Annotated in this window: 19 protein-coding genes; 10 read left to right on the plus strand and 9 right to left on the minus strand. The window is 57.8% G+C overall.

What is annotated here, in order from left to right:
* Nucleotides 1-23 precede the first annotated feature (23 nt).
* A complete protein-coding gene (locus tag VSQ83_RS06255; protein ID WP_326425718.1) occupies nucleotides 24-1,226 on the minus strand; it encodes an MFS transporter in 1,203 nt (400 codons plus the stop codon).
* Nucleotides 1,227-1,373: 147 nt separating this feature from the next.
* On the minus strand, nucleotides 1,374-1,691 hold the full coding sequence (locus tag VSQ83_RS06260; RefSeq protein WP_133077877.1) for a DUF883 family protein: 318 nt from the start codon (nucleotides 1,689-1,691) through the stop codon (nucleotides 1,374-1,376).
* 178 nt (nucleotides 1,692-1,869) lie between these two features.
* On the opposite strand from VSQ83_RS06260, the gene VSQ83_RS06265 reads away from it, so the two are divergent.
* Nucleotides 1,870-2,121, plus strand: a complete 252-nt coding sequence (locus VSQ83_RS06265; protein WP_133077876.1) for a hypothetical protein — start codon at nucleotides 1,870-1,872, stop codon at nucleotides 2,119-2,121.
* Nucleotides 2,122-2,229: 108 nt separating this feature from the next.
* Here the strand turns inward: VSQ83_RS06265 and VSQ83_RS06270 are convergent, their stop codons facing one another.
* Nucleotides 2,230-2,712 carry a GreA/GreB family elongation factor gene (locus VSQ83_RS06270; RefSeq protein ID WP_133077875.1) on the minus strand — a complete coding sequence of 161 codons (483 nt, stop codon included), beginning with the start codon at nucleotides 2,710-2,712 and terminating at the stop codon, nucleotides 2,230-2,232.
* Between the two features lie 124 nt (nucleotides 2,713-2,836).
* Between VSQ83_RS06270 and earP the strand changes: the two genes are divergently transcribed.
* The 3 genes from earP to VSQ83_RS06285 all read left to right on the plus strand — a co-directional run bounded on the left by earP (nucleotide 2,837) and on the right by VSQ83_RS06285 (nucleotide 5,479).
* On the plus strand, nucleotides 2,837-3,970 hold the full coding sequence (gene earP / locus VSQ83_RS06275) for an elongation factor P maturation arginine rhamnosyltransferase EarP (RefSeq protein ID WP_326425720.1): 1,134 nt from the start codon (nucleotides 2,837-2,839) through the stop codon (nucleotides 3,968-3,970).
* 49 nt (nucleotides 3,971-4,019) lie between these two features.
* Nucleotides 4,020-4,592 (plus strand): elongation factor P, encoded by a 573-nt coding sequence (locus VSQ83_RS06280; protein ID WP_016780001.1) that lies wholly within the window; start codon nucleotides 4,020-4,022, stop codon nucleotides 4,590-4,592.
* A 134-nt stretch (nucleotides 4,593-4,726) separates the two neighbouring features.
* A complete protein-coding gene (locus VSQ83_RS06285) occupies nucleotides 4,727-5,479 on the plus strand; it encodes a sulfite exporter TauE/SafE family protein (RefSeq protein WP_133077873.1) in 753 nt (250 codons plus the stop codon).
* Here VSQ83_RS06285 and VSQ83_RS06290 read toward each other — a convergent pair.
* A complete protein-coding gene (locus VSQ83_RS06290) occupies nucleotides 5,469-6,326 on the minus strand; it encodes a LysR substrate-binding domain-containing protein (protein WP_133077872.1) in 858 nt (285 codons plus the stop codon). The genes VSQ83_RS06285 and VSQ83_RS06290 overlap by 11 nt on opposite strands.
* 96 nt (nucleotides 6,327-6,422) lie before the next feature.
* On the opposite strand from VSQ83_RS06290, the gene VSQ83_RS06295 reads away from it, so the two are divergent.
* Nucleotides 6,423-6,602 (plus strand): DUF1127 domain-containing protein, encoded by a 180-nt coding sequence (locus VSQ83_RS06295; RefSeq protein ID WP_133077871.1) that lies wholly within the window; start codon nucleotides 6,423-6,425, stop codon nucleotides 6,600-6,602.
* Between the two features lie 76 nt (nucleotides 6,603-6,678).
* Here the strand turns inward: VSQ83_RS06295 and VSQ83_RS06300 are convergent, their stop codons facing one another.
* Entirely contained in the window at nucleotides 6,679-8,025 is a 1,347-nt protein-coding gene (locus VSQ83_RS06300) for a class II 3-deoxy-7-phosphoheptulonate synthase (protein ID WP_133077870.1), read from the minus strand.
* Nucleotides 8,026-8,183: 158 nt separating this feature from the next.
* On the opposite strand from VSQ83_RS06300, the gene VSQ83_RS06305 reads away from it, so the two are divergent.
* The gene (locus VSQ83_RS06305; RefSeq protein ID WP_326425722.1) at nucleotides 8,184-8,939 is read left to right on the plus strand and encodes a spermidine synthase; all 756 of its coding nucleotides are present in this window, start codon (nucleotides 8,184-8,186) and stop codon (nucleotides 8,937-8,939) included.
* 370 nt (nucleotides 8,940-9,309) lie between these two features.
* Nucleotides 9,310-10,980, plus strand: coding sequence for a DEAD/DEAH box helicase (locus tag VSQ83_RS06310; RefSeq protein WP_133077868.1), 1,671 nt, complete (start codon nucleotides 9,310-9,312; stop codon nucleotides 10,978-10,980).
* Nucleotides 10,981-11,152: 172 nt separating this feature from the next.
* On the opposite strand, the gene VSQ83_RS06315 is transcribed toward VSQ83_RS06310, so the two are convergent.
* Nucleotides 11,153-11,920: a DODA-type extradiol aromatic ring-opening family dioxygenase gene (locus VSQ83_RS06315; protein WP_326425724.1), complete on the minus strand. Its 768-nt coding sequence runs from the start codon at nucleotides 11,918-11,920 to the stop codon at nucleotides 11,153-11,155.
* Nucleotides 11,921-12,021: 101 nt separating this feature from the next.
* On the opposite strand from VSQ83_RS06315, the gene VSQ83_RS06320 reads away from it, so the two are divergent.
* A complete protein-coding gene (locus VSQ83_RS06320; RefSeq protein ID WP_326425726.1) occupies nucleotides 12,022-12,687 on the plus strand; it encodes a thiopurine S-methyltransferase in 666 nt (221 codons plus the stop codon).
* A gap of 56 nt (nucleotides 12,688-12,743) precedes the next feature.
* Here VSQ83_RS06320 and htpX read toward each other — a convergent pair whose 3' ends face one another.
* Nucleotides 12,744-13,631, minus strand: a complete 888-nt coding sequence (htpX, locus tag VSQ83_RS06325) for a protease HtpX (protein ID WP_133077865.1) — start codon at nucleotides 13,629-13,631, stop codon at nucleotides 12,744-12,746.
* 313 nt (nucleotides 13,632-13,944) lie between these two features.
* Complete coding sequence (locus VSQ83_RS06330; RefSeq protein ID WP_095028529.1) at nucleotides 13,945-15,156, minus strand: pyridoxal phosphate-dependent aminotransferase; 1,212 nt, start codon at nucleotides 15,154-15,156, stop codon at nucleotides 13,945-13,947.
* Between the two features lie 222 nt (nucleotides 15,157-15,378).
* Between VSQ83_RS06330 and msrB the strand changes: the two genes are divergently transcribed.
* Nucleotides 15,379-15,774, plus strand: a complete 396-nt coding sequence (gene msrB, locus VSQ83_RS06335) for a peptide-methionine (R)-S-oxide reductase MsrB (RefSeq protein ID WP_133077864.1) — start codon at nucleotides 15,379-15,381, stop codon at nucleotides 15,772-15,774.
* Between the two features lie 15 nt (nucleotides 15,775-15,789).
* A complete protein-coding gene (locus VSQ83_RS06340) occupies nucleotides 15,790-16,275 on the plus strand; it encodes a glutathione peroxidase (protein ID WP_326425728.1) in 486 nt (161 codons plus the stop codon).
* A gap of 126 nt (nucleotides 16,276-16,401) precedes the next feature.
* On the opposite strand, the gene VSQ83_RS06345 is transcribed toward VSQ83_RS06340, so the two are convergent.
* A complete protein-coding gene (locus tag VSQ83_RS06345) occupies nucleotides 16,402-18,717 on the minus strand; it encodes a response regulator (protein ID WP_219262501.1) in 2,316 nt (771 codons plus the stop codon).
* Nucleotides 18,718-18,795: the final 78 nt, after the last annotated feature.

Consider the following 18,795-nt stretch of genomic DNA (forward strand, 5'->3'; position numbering starts at 1 on the left):
GATGAAAAGCGCCATATGACCGGTCAGCCTGCGGTTTGTATCTTGCTTTCGCGTTGCAGGCTGTAGCCCCAGACCGCCAGCGCCAGCGTTGCGACCACCGAGCCAACTACCACGATGCCGTCCCAGCCGTACACCGGATAGGTCTGCGCGCCCGCCAGGGAGCCCAGTGCGCCACCAATGAAGTAGCAGGTGATGTAACCGGCGTTCAGGCGGTTGCGGGCGGCAGGACGTACCTTGAACACCGCATTCTGATTGCTGACATGGACCAGTTGCACTGCAAAATCCAGGGCCAGTACGCCGATCAGCAAGGCGATCAACGAGTGACCGGCGAATGCCATTGGCAGCCAGCTCGCCAGCAGGACCAGCAGGCCGACGGTCGTGGCCTGTTGGCCTTTGCCGCGATCGGCCATGCGTCCGGCCCAGTTTGCCGCCACCGCACCGACTGCCCCCGCCAGGCCAAACAGGCCGATAACCGCATCCGAGTAGCTGTAGGGCGGTACTGCCAGCAGAAAGGCCAGTGGGGTCCAGAACAGGGCAAACAGCGAGAAGGTCAGCAGGCCCAATAGCGCGCGCAGGCGCAGTATGGGCTCTTCGACAAACAGGGTGAACACCGATCCCAGCAGTTTTGGATAGCTCAGGCCAGCGCTCTGGTGATGGTTGGGCAGGGCGCAAAACAGGGAGATGGCACTGACCAGCATCAAGGCCGCAGCCACCAGATAGATGGTTCGCCAGTCACCCGCCGACGACAGCGCCCCGGCCACGGTGCGCGCCAGCAATATCCCCAGCAGCAAGCCGCTCATCAGCGTCCCCACCACTCGGCCTCGGTTCAGGGGGTCGGTCAGGCTGGCAGCCATTGGCACCAGTACTTGTGCCGAAACCGAAAACAGCCCGGTTATCGCTGTGCCGACCAAAAGCCACGTTACCGACGGTGCAAAGGCACTGAGCAGAAGGCCCAGTGCACTGAGCACGGTCATGGTAACGATCAGCCGACGTTGTTCGAACAGATCGCCCAGGGGTACCAGCAGCAACAGGCCGGCGCCGTAGCTCAATTGCGCGGTGATCACCACGTTACCGGCGCTGCTCATGCTCAAGCCCAATTCCTGGGCGATGGTGTGCAACAAGGGCTGTGCGTAATAGTTGCTGGCAACAGCCAGGCCGGTGGCGGTGGCCATCAGCAAAATGAGGGCAGTGCTTAAAGGTTTGGTGGCGGTTGTAGAAGCGGACATTGACTGTCTCATCGGTATTGGGAGTGCGCGGAAGTATCAGAATGCCTGCGTAGAATGTCACTGAATATGTCGATAATTTAAATCTATAAACAACAAAGCCCCTGGCTATGACGGCCAGGGGCTTTGTTTTAAGACTGGATGCGTGACCTAGTTGCGACGGCCCAGCAGCAAGCCCACGACCAGCCCGAAGCCGGCCGAGATGGCCACGGTTTGCCACGGATGGCCACCGATATAGCTTTCAGTGGCATCGACCACAGGCTTGGTACGTTCACGCACGTTAGTGACCGAGTCCAGCGCTTGCTTGAGCTTGAGACCAACCTGCGCACGCAGGGTTTCACCTTCTTCACCGACCAGGGACACGCTCTCCTTGAGCAGCTTTTCAGATTCGGCAATCAGGTCTTGAAGTTCGCTGAACGCTTGATCCTTGATTTGATCTTCAGCTTGTACGGCATTTTTGCGAGCCATTGCGGTACTCCTTGCAGTTGAAATGGGTGATGAGTAATGGAGTCAACCCAATGCCAAAAAGTTGCATCTGTTTTGAGCCGGGTGTTGTTCTGACCTGACAGCGTAGTCAAAAACCAGACGGAGACACTTCTTTGTAGGGTGTAAGATGTCCCCTAAATTTACGCCGCAGGAAATTCTCATGAGCTTCAACCTCGCCAACAAGCCTCTCGCTGAGCGTGCTGCGCTTGAAGATGAAAAATCCCGACTGTATGACCTTTGGCAGAGCAATCTGGGCAAGGCCAAAGGGGATGCGGCGCGCTTGTTCGGGGAGCGCGCCAAGCGCAAGGGCAAGTGGGCTGAATGGGTGCGTTCGGAGCTGGACGCCATGTCGCCACCCGAATACGCCAACATGGTGCGCAGTGAAGTGAATCGCATGATGGCTGCCAAGTAAGCGTTCTGCAAAACCTGTCGGAGCGGGCTTGCTCGCGATGAGGGCGACGCGGTTTACCTGAGTGCTTGAGGTGATTTCATCGCGAGCAAGCCCGCTCCCGCAGGTCGCTCAGTGAATCTCGCAGACGGTAAATATTTGCAGCGCCCCGCCCACATTGATCTGCACCTCGTCATCCAGCTGCTTGCCCAGCAAGGCAGCTCCCAGCGGTGAGCGCGGGGTGATGACGGTCACTGAGCGCCCGTCCTGTTCGAGTTTGAGGCCGGCAGCGTCAGGGGCCAGGAATAACCACTGCTCGCTGCCGTTTTCAGCCTCCAGATTGACCAATGCCCCGACTTGAATGCCCTGCGCCGCGCAGTACGGACCCAGGGTCATGCTGCGACAGCTCTTGAGCGCCTGGCGAATCTCTTCAACCCGGCGCGCCTGGCCTGTAGCCAGGTAGGATGCTTCAAGCCCAAGGGTGTCGTACTTGTTCTCGGCAATATTTTCCGCGTGGGTCGCAGCTTCGTAGGCGGTTTGTGCTGCGCGCTGGAGCACATCGAGGTCGATTTCGAGTTTGTCCAGCATCAGCAGGTGCACAGCGGTCTTGTTCATGGTCGCAGCTTGATAGTGACGAACGGTGATTGTCGCACGAGTGTCGCGCAGATTTATCCGCCATAAACCTTCTGTACGCGTTGAATTATGCGGACAATCAGCCCTTTGAATGTTGGAGCCCGGAATGAAAGCCTCCTGGGATATTTTTTGCAGTGTGGTCGATAACTACGGCGACATTGGTGTGACCTGGCGTTTGGCCCGCCAGTTGGTGGCCGAGCATCAGCAGGGCGTGCGTCTGTGGGTCGATGATTTGCGGGCGTTTGTGCCGCTGTGCCCTGAGGCCGATGTCGGCGCGGCGCGCCAATGGCAGCAGGGGGTCGAAGTGTGTCAGTGGCCGCCGCTGTGGCAATCCGTCGACGTTGCCGATGTGGTGGTCGAAGCATTCGCCTGCAAACTGCCCGAAGGCTACCTGCAGGCGATGAAGGCCCGCGAAACCCCCGCGTTGTGGATCAATCTTGAATATCTGAGCGCAGAAGACTGGGTCAGTGGTTGCCACGGTTTGCCCTCCCTGCGCCCCGATGGCTTGAAGCGGATGTTCTTCTTTCCGGGTTTTGATGCGGGCACTGGTGGCCTGTTGCGCGAAGCCGACCTGTTGCAGCGACGTCGAGCCTTTGAGCTGGATCCCCAGGCCAGGCAGGCGTTTTTGCAGGGGCTGGGTGTTTTTCCTGCAAGCAACGCACGTCTGATTTCACTGTTTGCCTATGAAAATACCGGGCTTGCCAGCTGGCTGGATGCCATGGCCGCGGGCAGCGTGGCGACGCATCTGTTGGTGCCCCAAGGGCGGATCATGGGCGATCTGCTGCGCTGGCTTGAGGTGGATCAGTTGGGGTTGGGGGATGCGCAGCAGCGCGGGGCTTTGACCGTTCAGGCCTTACCGTTCGTCCGTCAAGAAGATTACGACCACCTTTTGTGGAGCTGTGATTTCAATGCGGTGCGCGGCGAAGACTCGTTTGTGCGGGCTCAATGGGCAGGCAGGCCACTGCTTTGGCATATTTATGAGCAGGAAGAAGACGCCCATTGGGTCAAGCTCAATGCGTTCCTCGCGCTGTATGTCAAAGACCTTACGCCGGCCGCAGCCCAGGCATTTACCGGACTGTGGCACGCCTGGAATGGTGGCTGCGATATGGCTCAAAGCTGGAATCTGCTGCTTGAGCACTGGCCCGAGATCACTGCGCATGCAGAGCAGTGGTGTCTGGAACAGTCATTGCAGGCCGATCTTGCGCAAGCGCTAGTACTGTTTTATAGAAATTGGATATGATACGCGGCCTAGATTTTTGTAAATCTCAATCCAAATTCGGATACTCGCAATGAAAACTGGTAAAGAGCTTAAACCCGGTACAGTCATCAAGCTCGAAAACGACCCTTGGTTGGTTCAGAAAGCTGAATTCACCAAGTCCGGTCGTAACAGCGCAATCATGAAGACCAAGCTGAAAAACCTGCTGACTGGCTACAAGACTGAAATCGTATACAGCGCTGACGACAAGCTCGAAGACGTGATCCTGGATCGCAAAGAAGCGACCCTGTCCTTCATCAGCGGCGACACCTACACGTTCATGGACACCACTGACTACACCATGTACGAGCTGAACGCTGAAGACATCGAAGCCGTTCTGCCATTCGTGGAAGAAGGCATGACCGACGTTTGCGAAGCGATCTTCTTCGAAGACCGTCTGGTTTCCGTAGAGCTGCCGACCACCATCGTGCGTCAGGTTGACTACACCGAAGGTTCCGCTCGCGGCGACACTTCGGGCAAGGTGATGAAGCCTGCCAAACTGAAAAACGGTACCGAGCTGAGCGTTGCTGATTTCGTAGAAATCGGCGACTGGATCGAAATCGATACCCGTGACGGTGGTTCCTACAAGGGCCGCGCCAAGGTTTAAACCTTGCGTTAACCGCACGATGAAAAAGCCCGGTCTTATGGCCGGGCTTTTTTTTGCCTGTCAAAAAGCCTGGTTTAGAGCTTTGCCCTGAGTAGGGGACTGGTTAGCATGGGCGCTCATCATGAGGGGCTGTAATGCTGATCGATTTTGCAATGTATACAGCCCTGGGCCTCGCCCTTGGCGCACTGGGCGGGTTGTTCGGGATTGGCGGCGGCTTGATCGCGATCCCGGTTTTGGGATTATGGTTCGGGCTGGATCAGCAATTGGCGCAAGGCACTGCGCTGGTCATGGCGGTGCCCAATGTGTTTCTTGCCCTGTATCGCTATCACCAGCGCAATAAAATCGATCTGCGCCAGGCCGTGCCGTTGGTGCTGATGAGCTTTTGTTTTGCCTGGCTGGGGGCAATGCTCGCGGTGGGGGTGGATCCGCGCAGCATACGCTGGGGTTTCATCGTCTTTTTGCTGGCGATTACCTTCTACAACCTGATCAAACTCTATAGCTCGCCCGCTCAACCGGTTGCAGGCTCGCGTTACGGCTGGCCCTGGTATGGCGCGCTGGGCGCCTTGGCAGGCACCACGGGCGGGTTGTTTGGTGTCGGCGGTGCCGTAGTGGCGGCGCCGGTGCTGACCAGTGTGTTTGGTACCACCCAAGTGGTGGCTCAGGGCTTGTCGCTGGCCCTGGCTGCACCGAGCACTGCGGTGACGCTGCTGACGTACGCGGTGCATGACGAGGTCAACTGGGTCATGGGTGTGCCGCTGGCCATTGGCGGGCTGTTGAGCATCAGTTGGGGGGTCAGGGCCGCCCACGCCATGCCGGAGCGGGTATTGCGTGGCTTGTACTGCGCCTTTTTGTTGCTGTGTGCGGGCTTGCTGGCAATCAAAGCTTAAAGCCTTCGACGATGTACTCGGCAAAGCACTCAATGATCGGCGACGACGCACTGTTGGGTTTGCGTAGCAGCACAATACTGGCGGAGGGCAGCACGGGCAGGTTCTCCGCCTCGCCGATAATGCGCAGGTCGGGCGTCAGCAGGCTCTGCAACTGCGCGGTCACGGCCAGCCCGGTGCTCACCACGGCATTGATGGCTGCCAGGCTGGCGCTGGTGTAGGCAACCCGATACTCGCGCTGCTGGATATCCAGTGCATTGCAGGCCCAGGTTCGGCAAAAACAGTCGGTATTGAACATTGCCAGTGGCAGGGGCGTTTGTTCGTGGGGCGAGAAACCTTGTGCCACCATCCACACGAACCGCTCCTGACGCAGGATCTGGCCCATCTCGGTGCCGGGTTTGCGGGTCACAATGGTCAGGTCCAGGTCATTGCGCTGCAACAGTTGCGATGACGGTTCACAGTGCACTTCGACGTTGATCAGCGGATAGTCCTGGGCAAAACGCGACAGCACGCCAGGCAAAAACCGCATCACGTAATCATCAGGCGAGCCGATTTTGACGGTGCCCACCATCTGCGGCTGACGCAGTGTGTTGAACACTTCGCTGTGCAGCTTGAGGATACGTCGTGCGTAACCGAGCAACACGTGGCCCTCGGGGGTAAGGCTTACGTTGCGTCCTTCGCGCTGAAACAGCGCACATTGCAGCACGTCCTCTTCCAGTCGCTTCATCTGCATGCTGACCGCTGACTGGGTGCGGTTGACCACTTCGGCGGCACGGGTGAAACCACCCTGATCGGCGATCGCAGCAAAGGTGCGCAGCAGGTCGGTGTCGATACTGGGAAATTCGGCCATTGATCAATCTCGCAGATGTATCGCATAAGAAACATTCGTTGGATTGATCTTAAGCCCGGGCCGAGACTTGAGCCATACCTCAGGAGGGCTCAGGTGATGAAAGGTCAAAAAAGTGTGATGTGGTTTGCCCGTATATCCCGCTGGTATCAGCTGTCGCGGGAAAGGGCGAATCTGAGGCAGATCAGTGATGCGGCGCTCAAGGATCTTGGGCTGAGCAGGGCGGATATCGAGATCGAAAGCCATCGGGCTTTTTGGGATGATCCGTTCAACAGGTGAGGCGGGCTCACCTCAACCCACCTGTGGGAGCGAGCAAGCCCGCTCCCACAGGAGTTTCATCCGCAAGGTGTGTGGATCAGCGTTTAACTTGCTTTAACGTCTCGGCAATCAAAAATGCCAGTTCCAGCGATTGATCGGCGTTCATGCGCGGGTCGCAGTGGGTGTGGTAACGGTCCGACAAGCCATCCTCGGTAATCGGGTTGGCGCCGCCGATGCACTCGGTGACGTTCTGGCCGGTCATCTCGATGTGAATCCCGCCGGCGTAGCTGCCTTCAGCCTCGTGAACCTGGAAGAACTGCTTCACTTCCCCAAGAATCTGCGCAAAGTCGCGGGTTTTGTAGCCGCTGCTGGCCTTGATCGTATTGCCGTGCATCGGGTCGCAGCTCCACAGCACCTGTTTGCCTTCGCCCTCTACGGCGCGGATCAGCTGCGGCAGGTGATCGCCAACCTTGTCGGCACCCATGCGCACGATCAGGTTAAGGCGGCCCGGGTCGTTGTCCGGGTTGAGAATGTCGATCAGGCGGATCAGGTCTTCGTTGTTCATGCTTGGGCCGACCTTGACCCCGATCGGGTTGTTGACCCCGCGCAGGAACTCGACATGGGCGCCGTCCAGCTGGCGCGTGCGGTCGCCGATCCACAGCATGTGCGCCGAGCAATCGTAGTAGTCGTTGGTCAGGCTGTCGCGGCGTACGAAGGCTTCTTCGTAGTTGAGCAGCAGTGCTTCGTGGGCGGTAAAGAAGCTGGTCTCGCGCAGTTGTGGCGAACTGTCCATGCCACAGGCGCGCATGAAGGCCAGGGTCTCATCGATTCGATCGGCCAGTTGGCTGTATTTATCAGCCAATGCCGAGTTGGCGATAAAGTCCAGGTTCCATTTATGCACTTGATGCAGGTCGGCAAAACCGCCCTGGGCAAAGGCGCGCAGCAGGTTCAGGGTGGCGGTGGACTGGTGATAGGACTGCAGCAGACGTTCCGGGTCAGGGACACGGCTTTTTTCATCAAAGCCGATGCCGTTGACGATATCGCCGCGATAGGCCGGTAGCGTGACCCCGTTGATGGTTTCGTCGTTGGCCGAGCGCGGCTTGGCGAACTGACCGGCCATGCGTCCGACCTTGACCACCGGGCAGCCTGCCGCGAACGTCATCACAATGGCCATTTGCAGCAGCACCTTGAAGGTGTCGCGAATCTTGGCTGCCGAAAACTCCGCAAAACTTTCAGCGCAATCGCCACCCTGAAGCAGAAACGCCCTACCTTGAGTGACCTCGGCAAACTGACGGCGCAGTTCGCGGGCTTCGCCGGCGAAGACCAGTGGCGGATAACTGGCCAGGCTTTGCTCGACGCGCAACAGGTGTGCTGCGTCAGGGTAGTGGGGTTGTTGCTGAGCTGGCAGGGTGCGCCAGCTGTCAGGTGTCCAGATTTGGCTCATCGCAGACTCTAGTATTTGTAGGAGATGGCCCATGTTAGCAGCAATTAGTGCGTGACCTCTTGCGCCGCAATGGCCGACAATTGCGCCTTTGCGCTCGACATCGAGTGGCTGTTTTCTACAGCGTTGCGGGTGATGCCGGGACGCGGCAAGGAGAGGAAATGACTGAGGAGCGCGTAGAGCGTCTGCTCGCTGAAGTCCATGATGACTTCGGCATGATTCGAGTGCTGGAAGTGGCTGACTATCGCTTCCTCGAATTTGGCGATGCGATCGAGCAAAGTTGCGTGTTCACTGCGGATCCCAGCTGGCTGGAATACGACTACACCCGCTCCATGCTGATCGGTGCGCTGTGCCATGACGCCCCCGAGAGCGCGCTGTTCCTGGGCCTTGGCGCAGGAACCCTGACCCAGGCCTGTCTCAAGTTCCTGCCTCTTGAAGATGTTGAAGCCATTGAGCTGCGTCCGGATGTGCCGCGCCTGGCTATCGAGTACCTGGGCCTGGACGATGACCCTCGGTTGTATATCCGCATTGGAGATGCCATCGAACTGCTGGACAGCGCCGAGCCGGCGGACCTGATTTTCGTCGACCTTTATAACGACCTGGGGCCTGCCGCCGGGCACCTGGCGTGGACATTCCTGGAAAACTGCCAGAAGAAGCTCGCTCCCAATGGTTGGCTCATCATCAATCAGTGGGCCACCGATGACGGCAAGCCGCTGGGCGCTGCCTTGTTGCGTGGCTTGTATCACCGGCATTACTGGGAGCTGCCCGTCAAAGAGGGTAATGTCATTTTGATGGTCCCTGCCGATCTTGATCAGGATCTGGATATCGACGCCTTGACCGCTCGGGCGCAGGCCCTGGCACCCCGTTTGGGCTATTCGCTTGAGTCGTTGATCAAGGCGGTTCGCCCTGCGACCTGATGCTCAAGGATGAAACGTTTTAGCGTTTGCCCCAAGGTGGCCAGGCGTTAAACGTTTTTTTAAGGTCGAAAATATCGTTAAAGCCCGGTCTATAGAGGGATACAGACGATTGTGCCCCAAAAAAACGCTTCTTTTTTTTGATAAATCCGGTATAGTGCGCGCCGGCCTTTAGCCGGGCCACGTTTAGGTGTCGCATTTCCCGAAGCACGCTTCGGCTGCTCGTCCGTTTCGCGGACAACCCTGAACGCTCCATTCATTTAACGTTTTCGCAAATCCCCGCCGACAAAGCAGCCAGGGCGACTCTTGAGTCTTACACGGCATGCGCAGCTTTGGAGCATGGGTCTTTGCGGATGCACTTAGAGGCAGACCCATGACCCAGGAAACCGGCGGCTTCGCCGCTTTTAATCTTAATCCGAACATTCTTGCAGCTGTCATTGCGACTGGCTACGAAGAACCTTCGGCTATTCAGCATCAATCGATCCCGATCATTATGGCCGGTCACGACATGATTGGTCAGGCGCAAACCGGTACGGGTAAAACCGCCGCGTTCGCACTGCCGATCCTGCACCGCATCGATCCTGCTAAGCGCGAGCCGCAAGCCCTGATCCTGGCGCCAACCCGTGAGTTGGCGCTGCAAGTAGCAACCGCTTTCGAAACCTACGCCAAGCAAATGCCGGGCGTTACCGTTGTGGCCGTTTACGGCGGCGCCCCTATGGGTCCACAACTGAAAGCAATCCGTAATGGCGCACAGATCGTTGTCGCCACTCCGGGCCGTCTGTGCGACCACCTGCGTCGTGACGAAAAAGTTCTGTCGACCGTGAACCACCTGGTTCTGGACGAAGCTGACGAAATGTTGAAACTGGGTTTCATGGACGATCTTGAAGTTATCTTCAAGGCTCTTCCTCCAACCCGTCAGACCGTATTGTTCTCGGCAACCTTGCCGCAGTCGATCCGTGCCATTGCCGAGCGCCATCTGCGCGATCCGCAACACGTGAAGATCCAGACCAAGACTCAGACCGTTACCGCGATCGAACAGGCTCACCTGTTGGTTCACGCTGACCAGAAGACCTCGGCTGTATTGAGCCTGCTGGAAGTTGAAGATTTCGACGCCCTGATCATGTTCGTACGCACCAAGCAAGCGACCCTGGATCTGGCCAGCGCCCTTGAAGCCAAAGGCTACAAAGCTGCTGCGCTGAACGGTGACATTGCCCAGAACCAGCGTGAGCGCGTAATCGACTCCCTCAAGGATGGCCGTCTGGACATCGTTGTGGCGACCGACGTTGCTGCTCGTGGTCTCGATGTCCCACGTATCACTCACGTGTTCAACGTTGACATGCCTTACGATCCAGAGTCCTACGTTCACCGTATCGGCCGTACAGGCCGTGCAGGTCGCGAAGGTCGCGCACTGCTGCTGGTAACTCCTCGTGAGCGCCGCATGCTGCAAGTGATCGAGCGTGTAACCGGTCAGAAAGTTGCTGAAGTCCGCCTGCCGGATGCTCAAGCTGTTCTCGATGCTCGCATCAAGAAGTTGACCAACAGCCTGACTCCGCTGGTTGCTGACGCTGAATCGACTCACGGTGACCTCCTGGATCGCCTGATTGCCGATATCGGTTGCAGCCCGCGTGCTCTGGCCGCTGCTCTGCTGCGCAAGGCAACCAACGGTCAGGCCCTGACTCTGGCTGCCATCGAGCGTGATCGTCCACTGGTGCCGAACAGCGCGCCACGTGAGCGTTCAGAACGTTCGGGTGACCGTCCGGATCGTGGTGATCGTGAGCGTCGTGCTCCGGTTCCATTGGCTGAAGGCCGTGCTCGTTGCCGTACCGCTCTGGGTGCGCGTGATGGCATCGCTGCCAAGAACCTGCTGGGCGCTATCCTCAACGAGGGTGGCCTGGCACGTGAAGCAATCGGTCGCATCCAGGTGCGTGACAGCTTCAGCCTGGTAGAGCTGCCGGAAGTGGGTCTGGAAGGTTTGCTGGCCAAACTGAAAGACACCCGCGTTGCTGGCAAGCAGCTCAAGCTGCGTCGCTACCGCGAAGATTAATCACTGCTTGCTGTGATTGATCGCTAAAAAAATCCCCGACTGGTTCGGGGATTTTTTTTGTCCGTGATTTGTAGTCGCTGCCGAGGAACGAAGGCTGCGAGCTCTTGATCTTGGGCGCTGCGCAATAAAAGCGCGCAGCCTTCGTTCCTAGGCAGCGACTACGGGCCCGGATTCAACCAAATCTATAGATATCCATCCCCAGCGCACCCAGTGTCCAGCCCTGGTGGGCAATGCTGAATGGGCCACCTGCGCCTCGGGCGAAGTACAGTGGCAGCAGGTGTTCATCGCTGGGATGATTTTTGGCTGCAAAGGGCGCCAGTTTTCGGTAGTCGTGCAGCATCGTTTCGTCGTCAGAGGCCAGTGTCTCGATCATCCAGTCACGAAAGGCTTTGGCCCAGGGCTCTACGCTCTCCGGGCCAGCGTGCCAGTCCAGTTCGCGCAGGTTGTGGGTGATGCTGCCCGAGCCGATGATCAGGACTCCCTCATTTCTCAAGGTACTCAGGGCGCGCCCTATCTCGGTCTGGGCTTTCGGGCCCAATTGGCTGGGCAGTGAAACCTGGACCACAGGAATATCGGCTGCCGGGTACATCAATGACAGTGGCACCCAGGCACCGTGGTCAAAAGGGCGATTGGCGTCCAGCCGGGCCGGTAAGCCTTTGTCTGCAAGCAGTTGAACAATGCGGGCGGCCAGCGCCGGATCCCCGGGTGCAGGGTATTGCACGGCAAACAATGCATGCGGAAAACCACCAAAGTCGTGCCAGGTTTCAGGTGCGTGATGGCTGGCGACCCGTAGATCAGGGCTTTCCCAGTGCGCGGATACCAGAACGATGGCTTTCGGGCGGGGCAGTTCGTTGGCCAGGCGCGTGAGCGCCGGGCCACTGGCGCCCGGTTCCAGTGCAAGCATTGGCGAACCGTGGGAGATGAACAGGCTGGGAAGCATGAAAAACATCCTCAAGGTTAAGATGTCTCATCTTCGTCCTGATCATTGATCTAAATCCAATATAAGTTTTAGTGCTTATCTATCGAATTTAAAGGTGAATCATGCAGCCCGAATTTTGGCACGACCGCTGGGACCGCAATCAGATCGGTTTTCACCTGCAGCAGGTCAATCCGTATCTTCAGCGCCTGTGGCCCACCCTTGGGCTTGAGCAGGGCGGCCGTGTGCTGGTGCCGCTATGTGGAAAGAGCCTGGATTTGAGCTGGCTGGCGGCCAACGGCTACGAGGTGCTGGGCGTAGAGCTCGCGCAGACGGCCGTGGAGCAGTTTTTCAGTGAGCAGAAGGTCGAGCCGCAGATTAGCCAGCGGGGCGCCTTCAGGGTCTATGAGGCGGGCCCTGTGACGATCTTGTGCGGTGATGTCTTTGCACTGACTGCGGCCGATGTCGCCACGTGTGTGGGGGTGTATGACCGGGCAGCGATGATTGCGTTTCCCCCCGACATGCGCGAAGCCTACGCTCGGCATCTGACGAAAATCCTCATGCCGGGATGCCAGGGGCTGTTGATCACGCTCGATTACGACCAGTCTCAGATGAATGGCCCGCCGTTCTCGGTGCCGGACGCCGAAGTACAGCGCCTGCTGTTGCCTGACTGGGCGCTGGAAGTCGTCGAGGAGCCGGATGTACTCGACCAGGAATGGAAGTTCCTCAAGGGCGGTGTGACGCGTCTGGTGGAGCGGGTCTATCGCCTGGAAAAAACCGGCAAGGCCTGAATGCGGGCATGAAAAAAGGGCGACCTCAGTCGCCCTTTTCTTTGGTTGCCGTGGGGTTAGCCGCGGCGACGCAGTGCATCGATACGTTCTTCCAGTGGCGGGTGGCTCATGAACATCCGCGCCAGGCCTTGTTTGAGGCCGCCGTTGATGCCAAAAGCAGCCATGGTGTCCGGCATGTGAACCGGCAGGCCCTGTTCGGAGCGCAAGCGCTGCAGGGCACTGATCATGGCCGACGTGCCAGCAAGCTGTGCACCGGCTTCGTCAGCCCGGAACTCGCGTTTGCGCGAGAACCACATCACGATGGCGCTGGCCAGAAAACCCAGGACCAGTTCAGCGAAGATGGTCGCGACGTAATAGGCAATGCCGCGGCCTTCGTCGTTCTTGAAAATCACCTTGTCGACAAAGTTGCCGATGATCCGGGCGAAGAACATCACGAAGGTGTTCACCACGCCTTGCACCAGTGCCAGGGTCACCATGTCACCGTTGGCAACGTGACCGATTTCGTGTGCCAGTACGGCTTTTACTTCATCTGGCGAAAAACGCTCCAGCAAACCTTGGCTGACAGCGACCAGCGCATCGTTTTTATTCCAGCCCGTGGCAAAAGCGTTGGCTTCATATGCCGGGAAAATTCCCACCTCGGGCATTTTGATCCCGGCTTCGCGGGATAGTTGTTCAACGGTTTGCATCAACCATTGTTCATGACGAGTGCGAGGTTGAGTGATCACCTGGGTGCTGGTGCTCATCTTCGCCATCCATTTGGAGATGAATAGCGAGAACAAAGACCCTGCAAAACCAAAGACCGCACAGAACACCAACAGCTGACTGAGGTTCAGATCAACCCCGTTGGCCGCCATGAACCCGTCAAAGCCGAACAGGCTCAGGGTGATGCTGGCAATCAGCACGACCGCCAGGTTAGTGGCCAAAAACAGCAGAATGCGCATCATGGTTGTAAGAATCTCCTCGTCTTAAGGGTGTTGCCGTATGCGGGTATATAAGGTGCCGCCTCAGGCTATTCAACCGGGTGACTATTTCAAACTGTGTCCTACAGGCTGATTCTAGTGGCATGCCCGACATTTCCTAATCTGAATGAGCACTTTTTTTGAACAAGAGTTCCACCCAAACCCAGTAAATAAAGGGCTTTAACGATTTGGGTTTTTTAAAAAAGGAGAGTGCGGGTAGGGAAAGACGGCATGTGAAGAATGTTTCATCAGACACATGCTGTGCGACTTTTGATTCGTCGCACAGCATGTTCAGACGTTACTGACGGTAGGTCTTCAGGAAGTTACCGATCCGGCCGATGGCCATGTCCAGTTCGTCAACACGGGGCAGGGTCACGACGCGGAAGTGGTCAGGCCAAGGCCAGTTGAATGCCGTGCCTTGAACCACCAGCAGTTTTTCCGAGAGCAGCAGGTCCAGAACGAACTTCTCGTCGTTGAGGATCGGGCACACCTTGGGGTCGATACGCGGGAATGCGTATAGAGCACCCATCGGCTTCACGCAGCTGACGCCGGGGATATCGTTGAGCAACTCCCAGGTGCGGTTACGCTGTTCCAGCAGGCGGCCGTTGGGCAGGACCAGGTCGTTGATGCTCTGGTAGCCGCCAAGTGCAGTCTGGATGGCATGCTGGCTGGGTACGTTGGCACACAGGCGCATGTTGGCCAGCATGTCGATGCCTTCAATGTAGCTTTGGGCATTTTGCTTGGGCCCGGAGATGGCGATCCAGCCCGAGCGGAAACCCGCGACCCGGTACGACTTGGACAGGCCGTTAAAGGTCAGGCACAGCACGTCCGGGGCCAGCGAAGCGGTGCAGATGTGCACGGCGTCGTCGTACAGGATCTTGTCGTAGATCTCGTCCGAGAACACCACCAGGTTGTGCTGGCGCGCAATCTCCAGCATGCCCAGCAGGACTTCCTTGGAGTACACCGCACCCGTCGGGTTGTTCGGGTTGATAATGACCATGGCTTTGGTGTTAGGGGTGATCCGAGCTTTTATATCCTCCAGATCAGGCCACCAGTTGGCTTGCTCGTCGCACAGGTAGTGCACGGGGTGACCACCGGCCAGCGTTACGGCGGCAGTCCACAGCGGGTAGTCGGGTGCTGGCACCAGGACTTCGTCGCCATTGTTGAGCAGCGCTTGCAGCGACATCACGATCAACTCGGAGACGCCGTTACCTAGGTAGATGTCTTCAATGCCGACACCTTCCACCTGCTTTTGCTGGTAGTACTGCATCACGGCCTTGCGCGCGCTGAACAGGCCTTTGGAGTCGCTGTAGCCCTGGGCGGTCGGCAGGTTGCGGATTACGTCCTGAAGGATTTCGTCCGGCGCTTCAAAACCAAAGGGGGCCGGGTTGCCGATATTCAGCTTGAGGATGCGATGACCTTCCTCCTCCAGACGTTTGGCGTGCTTGAGCACTGGGCCGCGAATGTCATAACAGACGTTGGCGAGCTTGTTTGATTTGCTGACCTGCATGGCGATGTGATCCCGAAAATGAACGATCCAGGCAATGTGATGATCACGGCTCTGGGAAATTCTGTGTTTTCACACAGTGGCTGACACCGGCTTGCTTCAATAATCCGTTTGAATGCAACTAGTGCGGGTGCCAGACTGGCGTTTAACGAGGCGCAATCATACGTGCCACCCGACCCCTGGAAAAGCCACCGATCGGGGTTTTTCAGTTGCAGAGGCAGAACCATGGAAAAGTTGAACAAAACCCTGGACGAATGGAAGGCCATGCTCGATCCGGAGCAGTACAACGTGTGCCGCCTCAAGGGCACTGAGCGGCCGTTTTCGGGTAAATACAACGCCACTAAAACCGACGGTGTTTATCACTGTATCTGCTGCCAGGAGCCGTTGTTTGATTCGCGCGCCAAGTTTGATTCAGGCTGCGGCTGGCCGAGCTTCTATCAGCCGATTGGCGAAAGTGCGATGGTCGAGATCCGTGACGTCAGCCACGGCATGGTGCGTACCGAAGTGGTCTGCGCCAAGTGTGATGCGCATTTGGGGCATGTATTCCCCGACGGTCCGCCACCCACCGGTCTGCGCTACTGCATCAACTCGGTGTGCCTGGACCTGGTTCCCCGCGACTAATCTTGAGGCGCCGTCATGAACGACAATCTGCTCAATGTTGCATGCACCACTCTTGGCGGCGAGCCGAAAACCCTGGCGGACTACGGGGGTAAAGCGTTGCTGGTGGTCAATACCGCGAGTAAATGTGGATTTACCCCGCAGTACAAGGGGCTCGAAGCCCTGTGGCAGCAGTACAGGGATCAGGGCCTGGTGATTCTGGGATTCCCGTGTAATCAGTTCGGGCAACAGGAGCCGGGTGACGAAGCCGCCATCTCTGAGTTCTGCGAGTTGAATTTTGGCGTGACGTTCCCATTGTTCAAAAAAGTGGACGTCAATGGCAGCCAGGCCCATCCGCTGTTTGTCCAGCTCAAGAAACGCGCGCCCGGGCTGCTGGGCTCCCAGGGTATCAAGTGGAATTTCACCAAGTTCCTGATCAGTGGCGATGGCAAAAGCATCAAGCGTTATGCCCCGACCACCAAGCCGGAGGCGCTCAAGTCGGATATCGAGGCGTTACTGCGCTAAGCCGTTGTCGCTCTGAGTCCTTGTAGCCGCTGACTCGCGGAGCGAGGCTGCGTCCGGCGGCGCAGCCGTCGCAAAAGCATGCGCGGTGGTTCGCCAGTTAAACCAGGTGCCACAGGCAATGCCTTTTCAGGCTGTTTGCGGCACCCAGGTATCGATCAGCGCAGCCAGCTCTTCGCGCCTGAACGGTTTGGCCAGATAGTCGTTCATCCCCGCCGAGCGGCAGCGCTCGCGCTCTTCGGGCATTGCATTGGCGGTCAGGGCGACGATGGGTAACTTTGGCCAGCGCCCACGGTGACGAATTTGTCGGGTGGCCTCATAGCCGTCCATTACCGGCATGTTGCAGTCCATCAACACCAGATCAAAGGTTCTCTGCTCCAATTGTTTCAGCGCCTCGCCGCCGTGGGCCGCTACTACTACGTCACACCCCAATTTGCTCAACATGCCCTTGGCCACGAGTTGGTTGACCGGGTTGTCTTCGACCAACAGAATCCGTGCGCGGTGCGAGACAGGCGTGCTGCTGGTCCGATCCGCCGGGACGTCTTGATCGTTTTTCTGTAGCAGATACTGCAAGGTTTGATACAACGCATGGCGCGATAGCGGCCTGGCTTTTTGCTGCAGGGGTGCCAGTGCACTGACCTGATCACTGGGCATGAAGTTTCCATAGGCAGTGACCAGCAGGATCGGTGCGCTGATTGCCGGCCGCAGGCCAAACAGGCATTCGGGGCAATCAGTAATCAACAGATGAGGGTCTGTGCCGTCCAGACGGGCGTCCAGTGAATAGTGTGTGTAGTCGAGCCCCCACAGGGGCAAAAAGCTGGCAAGCAACTCGCTCAGGCCGCTGCTCGCCGCACTCACCACAATAACCCGCCCGGACAGTGGTTTGGGCGTGATGGCGGGGGCGTAGCAAGGCAAAGGCAGTTCGGCACAGAACTGGCTGCCAAAACCGATTTCCGAACTGATGGTCAGTCGTCCGTGCATGACCTCGCACAAGCTGTTGGTCAGGGTCAGCCCCAGCCCTGTGCCCCCAAACTGTCTGGTAATGCTGGCTCCAGCCTGAGTAAAAGGGCTGAAAATTCGCGCCTGAGCATCCTGGGCAATGCCGATGCCGGTGTCGCACACCTCGATGCGTACCTGATCGCCCTGTGCGCTGAGGCGCACATCCACCCGTCCGAACCGGGTGAATTTCAGGGCATTGGATAGCAGATTGCTGACGATCTGGCGTACCCGTGTCGGGTCACCCAGCACCAATGCGGGGAAGTTCGGGTCGATCAGGCACGTCAGCTCCACGCTGGGGGCTGCGTTCTGCGACAGCAGGTTGGCAGTGTCTTCGATCAGCGAACCCAGGTCGAAGGCAATATGTTCCAGCTCCAGTTGGCCGGCATCGAATTTCGACAGGTCGAGAATGTCATTGAGCAGTTCGACCAGGACTTTGCCAGAGTCGTGGGCTATCGACAGTTGCTGGTGTTGCTCGGCATTGAGCGGGCTGTCCAGGCACAGCGCCAGCATGCCCAGCAAGCCATTGAGCGGGGTGCGTATTTCGTGGCTCATATTGGCCAGAAAGGCAGACCGTGCCTGGGCCATTTCCAGTGCAGTGCTGCGCGCAGATTCCAGTTCTTCATTGGAGTGACGCAGTTGTTCGTTGATGGTTTCCAGCTCTTTGGTGCGCACCGAGACGATGGTTTCCAGTTGCGCCAGGTACTCGGTGAGGCTGTTTTCAGCGCGGCGCCGATACTCCATTTCACGGGCCATTGCCTCGAACTGTTGATTGGCGGCGTTGACCAGCACACCAATTTCATCGTCTTCATGGCCGCAAGGGTACTGCACCTTCGATTGGCCAGGGTCACCGGGCAGACGCTGGCTTATCTGTCGAATCACCCGTACCAGCGGCTTGGTCAGCATGACGTAAAACAGGCCCAGGAGGATAAAGGTCAGGATGATGCTGCGAATGAAACCGCTGAGCAGCGTGACTTCCGCCCGCTGCAAAAAACGCTTCCCGAAGGGATAGGTATCCACCTCGAGGTGTAAAACCCCGATGCTTTGTTCAGGCAAGTGATTGAAGTACAGTCGTTGGTCAAATGAGCGATTGGAACCAAACAAATAATCGCTGAGTGCTCGATAACGCCCGCTTTCAGGCTGATCCTGAACAGCTGCCAGGACCACATTGTCGCTGTCGACAAGTTGTGCGCCGGTGATCGCCGGTGATCGCAACAGACCGAGCAAGAGCTCTTGTGCCAGCTCTGAGTCGAGGTTGTAGGCAATGCGCGATGCCGGGTTGTGGCTGATCTCAAGCAGAGACTGGATTTCGCGATTGATGGCGGCGTTTTCACTGGCATAATCGATGCCGATTTGTAGCAGGCTAAGGATGGATCCGAGAACCAGACCGACCAGCACAGTCAGTTTTGCTTGTTTGAAAGACAGGCGATGGGTGAGTTTTATATCCATGGGGTGCTGCACCTGTTTCCATTTCCTTGCGGCGTGCAAGAGTAGTCGATGTGTAGGACAACCGGCAGGTATAACTGC

The sequence above is a fragment of the Pseudomonas sp. DSV-1 genome, assembly GCF_035830915.1.
GTDB lineage: Bacteria > Pseudomonadota > Gammaproteobacteria > Pseudomonadales > Pseudomonadaceae > Aquipseudomonas.

Coding starts and splice junctions, on each gene's coding strand:
- VSQ83_RS06255 (WP_326425718.1), bottom strand. CDS start 1,226: ATGTCCGCTTCTACAACCGCCACCAAACCTTTAAGCACTGCCCTCATT.
- VSQ83_RS06260 (WP_133077877.1), bottom strand. CDS start 1,691: ATGGCTCGCAAAAATGCCGTACAAGCTGAAGATCAAATCAAGGATCAA.
- VSQ83_RS06265 (WP_133077876.1), top strand. CDS start 1,870: ATGAGCTTCAACCTCGCCAACAAGCCTCTCGCTGAGCGTGCTGCGCTT.
- VSQ83_RS06270 (WP_133077875.1), bottom strand. CDS start 2,712: ATGAACAAGACCGCTGTGCACCTGCTGATGCTGGACAAACTCGAAATC.
- earP (WP_326425720.1), top strand. CDS start 2,837: ATGAAAGCCTCCTGGGATATTTTTTGCAGTGTGGTCGATAACTACGGC.
- VSQ83_RS06280 (WP_016780001.1), top strand. CDS start 4,020: ATGAAAACTGGTAAAGAGCTTAAACCCGGTACAGTCATCAAGCTCGAA.
- VSQ83_RS06285 (WP_133077873.1), top strand. CDS start 4,727: ATGCTGATCGATTTTGCAATGTATACAGCCCTGGGCCTCGCCCTTGGC.
- VSQ83_RS06290 (WP_133077872.1), bottom strand. CDS start 6,326: ATGGCCGAATTTCCCAGTATCGACACCGACCTGCTGCGCACCTTTGCT.
- VSQ83_RS06295 (WP_133077871.1), top strand. CDS start 6,423: ATGAAAGGTCAAAAAAGTGTGATGTGGTTTGCCCGTATATCCCGCTGG.
- VSQ83_RS06300 (WP_133077870.1), bottom strand. CDS start 8,025: ATGAGCCAAATCTGGACACCTGACAGCTGGCGCACCCTGCCAGCTCAG.
- VSQ83_RS06305 (WP_326425722.1), top strand. CDS start 8,184: ATGACTGAGGAGCGCGTAGAGCGTCTGCTCGCTGAAGTCCATGATGAC.
- VSQ83_RS06310 (WP_133077868.1), top strand. CDS start 9,310: ATGACCCAGGAAACCGGCGGCTTCGCCGCTTTTAATCTTAATCCGAAC.
- VSQ83_RS06315 (WP_326425724.1), bottom strand. CDS start 11,920: ATGCTTCCCAGCCTGTTCATCTCCCACGGTTCGCCAATGCTTGCACTG.
- VSQ83_RS06320 (WP_326425726.1), top strand. CDS start 12,022: ATGCAGCCCGAATTTTGGCACGACCGCTGGGACCGCAATCAGATCGGT.
- htpX (WP_133077865.1), bottom strand. CDS start 13,631: ATGATGCGCATTCTGCTGTTTTTGGCCACTAACCTGGCGGTCGTGCTG.
- VSQ83_RS06330 (WP_095028529.1), bottom strand. CDS start 15,156: ATGCAGGTCAGCAAATCAAACAAGCTCGCCAACGTCTGTTATGACATT.
- msrB (WP_133077864.1), top strand. CDS start 15,379: ATGGAAAAGTTGAACAAAACCCTGGACGAATGGAAGGCCATGCTCGAT.
- VSQ83_RS06340 (WP_326425728.1), top strand. CDS start 15,790: ATGAACGACAATCTGCTCAATGTTGCATGCACCACTCTTGGCGGCGAG.
- VSQ83_RS06345 (WP_219262501.1), bottom strand. CDS start 18,717: ATGGATATAAAACTCACCCATCGCCTGTCTTTCAAACAAGCAAAACTG.